The organism is Flavonifractor sp. An306, assembly GCF_002159455.1.
Classification (GTDB): Bacteria; Bacillota; Clostridia; order Oscillospirales; family Oscillospiraceae; genus Flavonifractor.
This window is the reverse complement of the sequence record NZ_NFIQ01000114.1, coordinates 1-7,280: the sequence shown is the minus strand read 5'-3', so window position 1 is coordinate 7,280 and position 7,280 is coordinate 1. Positions and strand designations below refer to the sequence as shown.

Below are 7,280 nucleotides of genomic sequence, written 5' to 3'. Positions count from 1 at the left end.
TCCATCATCTCACTGAGGTCATATTCCAGCGGATTCTGGGCAAAATCCGCCAGTGCCTTGTTCATGGCGTCATGCTCCTCTGGCGTGACGGTGATGCGGATGCGGCGGGTAGGGGTGTTGTACTCGTCCAGATCCTGAAGGTTTACACTGCCGCTGACGCTGCACTCCAGCAGGATGGCGGCCAGATCAGTGACCACACCAATGGCGAAGTGGAAGTCCATCTCCACGCCATCGGAGTGTGTAAACTCCAGATACTCCACGGTCTGGCGGAAGTCCCAGTTCTGCTTGTCCAGCCCGATCTTGGCGAAAATCTCGCTGAGGGGGATTTCCTCTTTCTTCTGGTCCTCTAAAAAGGCCACAAGGTTCAGGCTGTCGTCCGAGCCTCCGATAAAGTTGCCCCAGTATTTTTTGATATACATCCGTCACGCCTCCTTTTATTCCGGCCACTCATCTCCGTCACAACGGCTGATGAAGTCATAGTGCAGACTCTCAAAATAGTCGTTGGAATAGGATTCACCGTCCTGATGAAGCTCCAGCCCCTCCAGATCCATCATCTCATTGATATATGCAAGGGTATCGTGGATACCCGCAATATGTTCGTCCTGAAGCATCTCAGCCAGCACACCTTTCTGCTCCGGTGTCAGTGCGGCGAGAAGTTCATTTTTCGCCTTGTTGTCCTCTGTCTTAGGAAAGCCATCGCCCTTGACCCACAGGGCCGTCATGCTGTCTTTCCGCTCCACAAGGCCGTCAATAAATGCTTTATACAGTTCCAGCTCCTTGCTCATAGCAGATCCTCCATTCCCAAGCAATTTACTTTCGGATCAAACTCCCGTCATCAATGAAGGCAGCTTCCCGGATGCGCCGGAGGGATTCCGGCTCCAGCAAAAACTCCCGCAGGTTCGGGTCCTCAAAGAAGGACATGGGACGCACCTGCGTCGGCCCAGCAACCGCCCACAGCCGCGATGTTGCCAACCGCTCCGCTGTCTGGAGCGCCTTCTCCCGTTCGCCTAAATAGAGATAGCGGGCGATTGCGTCCCGATAGGAGGAGTCAGCCATGGGCACGCCTTGAATCTCCTCAAAGAGATCTACGGCATCCCTGGCGGTTCCGAACATACAGCAGTGGTTATAGAGCTTCCGCCTGGCATCGGGATCGTCCGGCGAGAGTTTCTTATTCTGTTCCACCAGCTTTGCCCAGAGCTGCTCCTTTGTCTGCGGTTCCTCTGGTTCATGGTAGGTGTAGTTCTTGTCGTTGTCCGCAAAGGGCATAAGGCCCCGTTTGAGGTAGTCCATCAGGATGTCACAGAACCGATCCCGCTGGGGGAGGCCGTTCTCAGCCCGGATGCGCGTCTGTTCCTTCGTCAGCGCCTCAATCAGCTCCTGCTCCCGGTGGAGCCGGATGGCCGCCACCGTCATGGCGATCATGTGTTCATCGCTCACATTGCTGTAATACCACTCCTCCAGCCAGGGAAGGATGGCCAAATCCAAAGCCAGCGCCTTTTCATAGTCCAGGTTGAAATAGGCGACCTCGGCCTTGACCGCTGCTACCTGATGGGGGTATTTATCGGCAAAGGATTCCAGCGTGTCCAAGGCTTCTTCTTTGCCATCCATGATCTCATAGCAGACCATACGGACTTTTTTGGGGAGTTTCACGACATCCATATTGACGCCTCCTTTATCCTTTTTTCTGTAAGTAGTAAGTTCCACACCGGGCTCACAGCCGAGTGTCCAGGTTTCCTTTCTAACAGTCCGTATCCACCCGGATAATAGGCCGGTAGAAGTCATAGTCGCCGTTCAGTTCCTTGTCCTCCTGCACTTCCGGCTTGCAGTGGGGCGAACAGGGCAGGAAACCGAGGAAGATTCCAAGTCCGCCGCAGATACTGCGTCCGCCATCCCCGCCGCAAGTGGTAAACTGCCCGGCCTTCACCACCTCCCGCATATAGGGGTCATAGGCGATGGACAGGCCGAAGAAATTGGGCTCCTCCATGTCGTAGGGCCGGTCCTCGTCCTCCTCCGTGTCCTCGAACCAGTGCAAACGCATGGAGTAGTCCATTCCATCCCCCCAGGGGAACAGGGTGCGGCACCCACCGCCGCACAGATAGGCCCACTCGTCTGCCGTAGGCAGCGAAAGCCCCTGCTTTTCCAGCCTGGCAAGAAGCGCATCGTAGTCTGTGCGGTTATAGATGCAGATCTGAAAGCCCTTTTCTGTCCGCTCAATGCGTGTTGACTTGTGCAAAGTAAGGCTGTCAAGGTCGCTCCAGGCAAACTCCCGGAACTTCTTCAGCCAGTCAGGATGCGCAGACAGCCTGGGATCGTCCATTGTGACCGGCTCCCAGCAGAGTTCCTCCAGCTCCCGGCCCACCAGCATAGGGCCAATAGCTGCCTGACGAACGGGAGCCATGCTTTCCCGGATCATCTCCTCCGGGTCCTGTTCCATCTCCCATTCCTGGAACAAATAGTCCAGTTCCGCCCGGCTGTCCTGACTGAGCCCTACGGCGAACCGTTCCCAGCCCAGGGTGATGGTATCACCGGGGACAAAGACGAACTCCCGGCCATCTTTCTCGAATATGCCGGTGGTACAGTTCTTGCCCCAGCGGTCAAAGGTATGCAGGCCAAGAAAGGTCATATCATAACGAGTAGCCAGGCTTTCCATCAGCGCCTGCTTCTCGGTGGTTTCCATTTGATTGAATTGGGTGCGAAATAGTCTTTCGTTCATAGCAAGTCCTCCTACAGCCTATCCAGATTTTCCTGTAGATTGCCTTGCCTCAAGTGTTGGGCAATGGCTTGGTTCAGTGCCTTATGGGGGTGATAGGCTGCCTGCTCTACATCGTGGAGGCACTCCTCCATCAATGCCTCCGGCAAAATGCCTTCCCGTTTGCCATAAAGATGGCCGAAGGCATAGCACACAGACTTTAGAAAGTCAAAAATGTAGTCGTGATTTCCGCGCATACTGGGCAGATCATTGAATGAGCCCATACCACCGTATGCCCGAAGATGATGGGCAACCTCCCGCCGCTGGTTCCAGTCCTGAATGTCCCGCTCCAACCAGTCGATCCAGTTCTTGAATTCCGGATGGTCTGCCTGAAGGATGGAGCGCAGACAGACCAGAGCCTCGGTATAAATATCTGCCTGTTTCATAGGCCATCGCTCCCCCAAATGCCTCCATAGAGTACGCCGTTTTTTCCCAAGAATAGCATCCGGCTGCGAAGCAGGCTGCACCGCTCCACAGCAACCTTGTTTCCGTCACAGGTGGGAATAGCCTCCTGTTTTTGCCCAAGGCGATCACCATGGGCGGTAAGGAAGTAGAATTTGTCCCGTTGCTGGTATCCACCTTGAAACAGGAAGGCATTGCCGGACGGGGCAACAGAAAAAGCTCCGCTTCCCTCGATCGGCAGTTCAAACACAGCGTCCTCTTTGAAATTCGTCCGCACCAGCCGGAATTCATCGTAATAATAAAACCACAGGTTTTCTTCCTCATCCAGGCTGATGGCGTAGCAGTCATAGATGGAATACTTTTCATTCTTCCAGAGGGGGATGCCCTCCGGCGTCCAGGCGATCAGCCCGCATTCGCCAACCGGCGGAACATAGCCGTGTGCGCTGCGGGGGTCCGCCCAGCCGTAATTGCCGAACACGCCCTCGTCGAAGTAGCTGGTGATGATGGTGCCGTCCGCCTTGACTGCGCAGTTCTGAATCCCATCTCCCAGGCAGAAGCGGGACAGCACAGCCCCATTTCGGCTGACGGTCCAGGCGTTTTGCTCGGGGCCGTTTTCCCGGTAGGCGCACCGGGCCCGAAACAGCAGAAAGTTCTCACCAATGGCCCGCAGGTAATGAAGTTGAAATTTGAGACGCCCCAGCGGAAATACCGCCATGTCCAGAATTTCTCCCCCGGCCCAGTCCATCTTTAACTCCGCCACTGTGTAGTCAGCGGGGGTCTTCGCGGTAATTTTATCTTGGGATTCTGCCGTCTGCTTGAATAACAAATAAATCTTCTGATCCCAGCCCATGGAGAAGTCAGACAACACAGCATCCTCCAGATGGTTTTCCCGGCGCAACTGGTCCAGGTCAATGATGGAGAACAACGGCAGATTTTTGGCTTTTATAGGTTTGTTCATAGTGTCTCCTCCTGGCTACTTTAACGCTCCATCATAGGTGTGGCTTTCCCAGATAGCCTCAAATTCCGCCTGCTCTATGATGCAGGCGTGGAATTCCTCGCCCCAGACATGGGCGTTCAATTCCTCCACAGTGGGGATCGGCGTGATCTCGATGACACCGTCGTAAAGGTCAGGGATGTTGCGGGTGCTGCCATCCGCAAAGATGTCAATGGAGCGGAGGGCCAGCCGCTCATTTTCGGTATCCACTTCATAGAGGATGACCGATGGTTCACCCTCTGGTGCGCCCTTCCAAAAGAGCTTGATGTACTCGATCATTCCATTTCCCTCATTTGAACCAATGCCACCCCGTCATGGTGCCGGTTACCTCATCGATCTGTATCGCAATATCATAATTGCCGCGACAGCCCAGCAAGGCCGCAAGATGATCATTTTCCATATCCTGCTGTTTGGCTGCGGTACTCCTTCTCCAGCGCAGTGTACCACCGTTTCAGCATGGTTTCCAGACTGCTTTTCCCGCCTCGATCTGTAAAAACAAGGAACTTTTGCATCAGTCTGGGGAATAGATATTTGCCCGCTGTTGTCAGATCCTGATTGAGATAGACCATCCGCAGGATACGGCCCTGCCGGTCCAGAGGATTCTTTTTCAGCAGTTCCTTTTCAAAGCAGAAGCGCAGGAAGACCACATTCTCGTCGTAGAAGTCCTCCACCACAGCCGCACCAATGCTGGTGTATGTGATGTCGTACACCAAACGGCTCCAGTCAAATTTCTCGGCATAGAGCAGTTTCAGCGCTTTTGCCCAGTGTTCCTCCGGGATCACCAGCATCCTGTGCTGGGCGGTGCTGGAGTATCCGCGATAGACGGGGTCCGGCTGCCCCAGCAGCTCGCTCACACTGTCGGCGTAGACGAAGCACAGTTCCTCATCGAACAGGCCGCCGATGAAGTTGCCATTGCAGTACAGCATATAATTCTTGGACTTGGCCGGAGAATAAGAGAGGCTATATTCCTGCGAGTCCAGGCTTTTATGTACCTTGTTCAGAAAGTCTATTGATGTCATGGCTTTACTCCTCAAACTCGCCCTCGATCATCCCGTTCAGATACCGGCCGGGATCTGCGATGAAGTCATCCCATTTGGCCAGAGGGTGGAATTCCTCATGCTCAATATCCAGATACCACAGCTTTTTGTCCCTGGGGCTCCACAGCAGCAGATAGTCGCTGTAGTTGTCCATCTGCACCATCAGGGAGAGCAGCTTCTTCCGTTTCCAGGTTATCTCCTGCACATCCATGAAGGAGTAGAGCTCCGCCCACTTCACCCATTCCTGATCCGGGAACTCCAGTCGCAGGGGGCCGGTCTTCAAGTATTCCACCAGCTTGGCGGGCAGCTTGTAGGGCATGAGCTGCCGGATCTTTTCCTGCTCGTTGTGCCATTCCTCCGGCTCCAGGGCCTTCAGATAGTCGGCCAACTCCTGATTTTTGTTCTGTACCGCCACGGTGTAAGGCCGGTCACCGTATTTGTCAACAAGGGTGATATCCGCCCCCTGTTCCACCAGCCAGCGCACCATGGGGAAATTGTTGGAGCGGGCGGCCTCGGTGACAGGGGTGGAGGCGTAAGGGAACACCATGTCCGGCTTATGGTAATTGATATCCGCCCCTTTTTCCAGCAGCAGTTTGGCAAGCTCGGCCTGTCCATCGGACACAGCGGCTCGGAATGCCTCGCCGCCAAACTTGTCCACTGTGATCCCGGCTTGCTCCAGTATCTGGATGTTCTCCGGGCGCTTGCCCCAGCGCACTTCCTGGAAGGCCCGCTCTTTCTGCTTCGGGGTGAGTTTTGCGGCCTGTCCAGCAAAGAGGGAGACAACCTCCGGCCCACAACAGCGGGTAGCGGTGAGCAGCAGGGGCTGTTCCTCCGCCAGACCGGGATCAGCTCCATGCTCCAGCAGGAAGTGGATCATAGGCACATCATTCCGAAAAACCGCAATCTCCAGCGGTGTGAGTTTGATATACTCGCTGAGCTGGATGGGAACATCCAAATCCAGACCGCCCTGGAGCAACGCCTCCAGCTTGGGAGTGTCATGGTCACAGATGGCGGCAGCCGTTTCCGGGAGGGTCTCCCAGCGGCCAATGGTTCCGATCTCGTACATAAGGCACCTACTTCCTCTATCCCACAATGGTAATTCCCTTAATGGTTCAATGATCATAATTCAGAGCGATCAGTTTCCCGGCGGCCTCCGGCTCAGCCGATGGAGTGACTGCATATATTTACTGCTTTCTCTGGCAAAACTCTTTCACATAATCGTATATACTCTTTATCCCACCATCAGTTACTGTATTAAACAGACCATAAGGTTCGTTTTCCAACTCCTTTTCTGCAAGGAGCATTGCCTGGCGGAAATTCCCTTCTGCGATTTCACACAGTACGACATTCAATCGTGCGGTCGGCGCAGTTTCATGGAGAATCTCCGCTTTGAAGTCGGAGACTGTACTGCATCGGCTATGATGGTCTTGAATGGACTTGTTAAACCGACAAAACGCCTCATTCATGACCAAGGTTGCTGCGTCCACTGTGGGGACAGGTAGTTCCATTTCCTCGATGATATGAGCGGAAGGGGAATGTGCCGCTGTGATATGGAAACTAAATGGTTTCTTCCGGGCTACCTCACCCATTTCATATACATCCCAAAAGACATTGTCAATGACGCATGGCTTTACGGAAACGACTGCTCTTATGGCAGTCCCACACCTGACAGGGGGCGCTGATAGAAACACTTCATATAAGAAATCACCCAGAACCTTATAGGCACAGTCTGAAACCACTTTGAAGCCATGCTCTCCGGCAACTACTTTTAGGTTTTTGGAAATCATCGCGCTTAATTCCTTGACTGCCTTCTGCTCCTGCCGTGTCATGCTATTTCCACCTTGCCCAGCTCCAAAATGGCCTGTTCTCGCTTTACGCCCTTGGGGGGCAGTTGTTCCAAAGTCATCATTCATTTTCTCCTATCCCACAATGGTGGTTTCCTTGACGGTCAGATTGTCGTAATCCATGGCGATCAGTTTCCCGGCAGCCTCTGGGGTACACATGAACCAGGTGCTCACGCCCCAGGCATCCATCCTTGTGACGGTGAAGAAGTCGGTTTCGGCGGGAGAGGGATTTCTGGCGTCAAGATAGCGGTCGG

Annotated in this window: 10 protein-coding genes; all 10 read right to left on the bottom strand. The window is 54.1% G+C overall.

Going from position 1 to position 7,280, the window contains the following annotated elements; all coding sequences use genetic code 11:
- The coding region (locus B5F88_RS18090; protein WP_242959877.1) for an imm68 putative immunity domain-containing protein at nt 1–419 on the bottom strand (419 nt) is incomplete at its 3' end.
- A gap of 15 nt (nt 420–434) precedes the next feature.
- Complete coding sequence (locus B5F88_RS18085; protein ID WP_087348799.1) at nt 435–785, bottom strand: DUF6547 family protein; 351 nt, start codon at nt 783–785, stop codon at nt 435–437.
- A 25-nt stretch (nt 786–810) separates the two neighbouring features.
- Nucleotides 811–1,659 carry a hypothetical protein gene (locus B5F88_RS18080; RefSeq protein ID WP_087348797.1) on the bottom strand — a complete coding sequence of 283 codons (849 nt, stop codon included), beginning with the start codon at nt 1,657–1,659 and terminating at the stop codon, nt 811–813.
- A 79-nt stretch (nt 1,660–1,738) separates the two neighbouring features.
- The gene (locus tag B5F88_RS18075) at nt 1,739–2,713 is read right to left on the bottom strand and encodes a hypothetical protein (protein ID WP_087348795.1); all 975 of its coding nucleotides are present in this window, start codon (nt 2,711–2,713) and stop codon (nt 1,739–1,741) included.
- Between the two features lie 11 nt (nt 2,714–2,724).
- Nucleotides 2,725–3,135 carry a hypothetical protein gene (locus tag B5F88_RS18070; protein ID WP_087348793.1) on the bottom strand — a complete coding sequence of 137 codons (411 nt, stop codon included), beginning with the start codon at nt 3,133–3,135 and terminating at the stop codon, nt 2,725–2,727.
- Nucleotides 3,132–4,109: a hypothetical protein gene (locus tag B5F88_RS18065; RefSeq protein ID WP_087348791.1), complete on the bottom strand. Its 978-nt coding sequence runs from the start codon at nt 4,107–4,109 to the stop codon at nt 3,132–3,134. The genes B5F88_RS18070 and B5F88_RS18065 overlap by 4 nt, the downstream gene beginning before the upstream one ends.
- 15 nt (nt 4,110–4,124) lie before the next feature.
- Nucleotides 4,125–4,424 (bottom strand): hypothetical protein, encoded by a 300-nt coding sequence (locus tag B5F88_RS18060; protein ID WP_087348789.1) that lies wholly within the window; start codon nt 4,422–4,424, stop codon nt 4,125–4,127.
- A gap of 110 nt (nt 4,425–4,534) precedes the next feature.
- Complete coding sequence (locus B5F88_RS18050) at nt 4,535–5,164, bottom strand: hypothetical protein (protein WP_087348786.1); 630 nt, start codon at nt 5,162–5,164, stop codon at nt 4,535–4,537.
- A 4-nt stretch (nt 5,165–5,168) separates the two neighbouring features.
- Entirely contained in the window at nt 5,169–6,248 is a 1,080-nt protein-coding gene (locus B5F88_RS18045) for an ankyrin repeat domain-containing protein (protein WP_087348784.1), read from the bottom strand.
- Nucleotides 6,249–6,366: 118 nt separating this feature from the next.
- Nucleotides 6,367–7,095 carry a hypothetical protein gene (locus B5F88_RS18040; RefSeq protein ID WP_140402190.1) on the bottom strand — a complete coding sequence of 243 codons (729 nt, stop codon included), beginning with the start codon at nt 7,093–7,095 and terminating at the stop codon, nt 6,367–6,369.
- Nucleotides 7,096–7,280 lie beyond the last annotated feature (185 nt).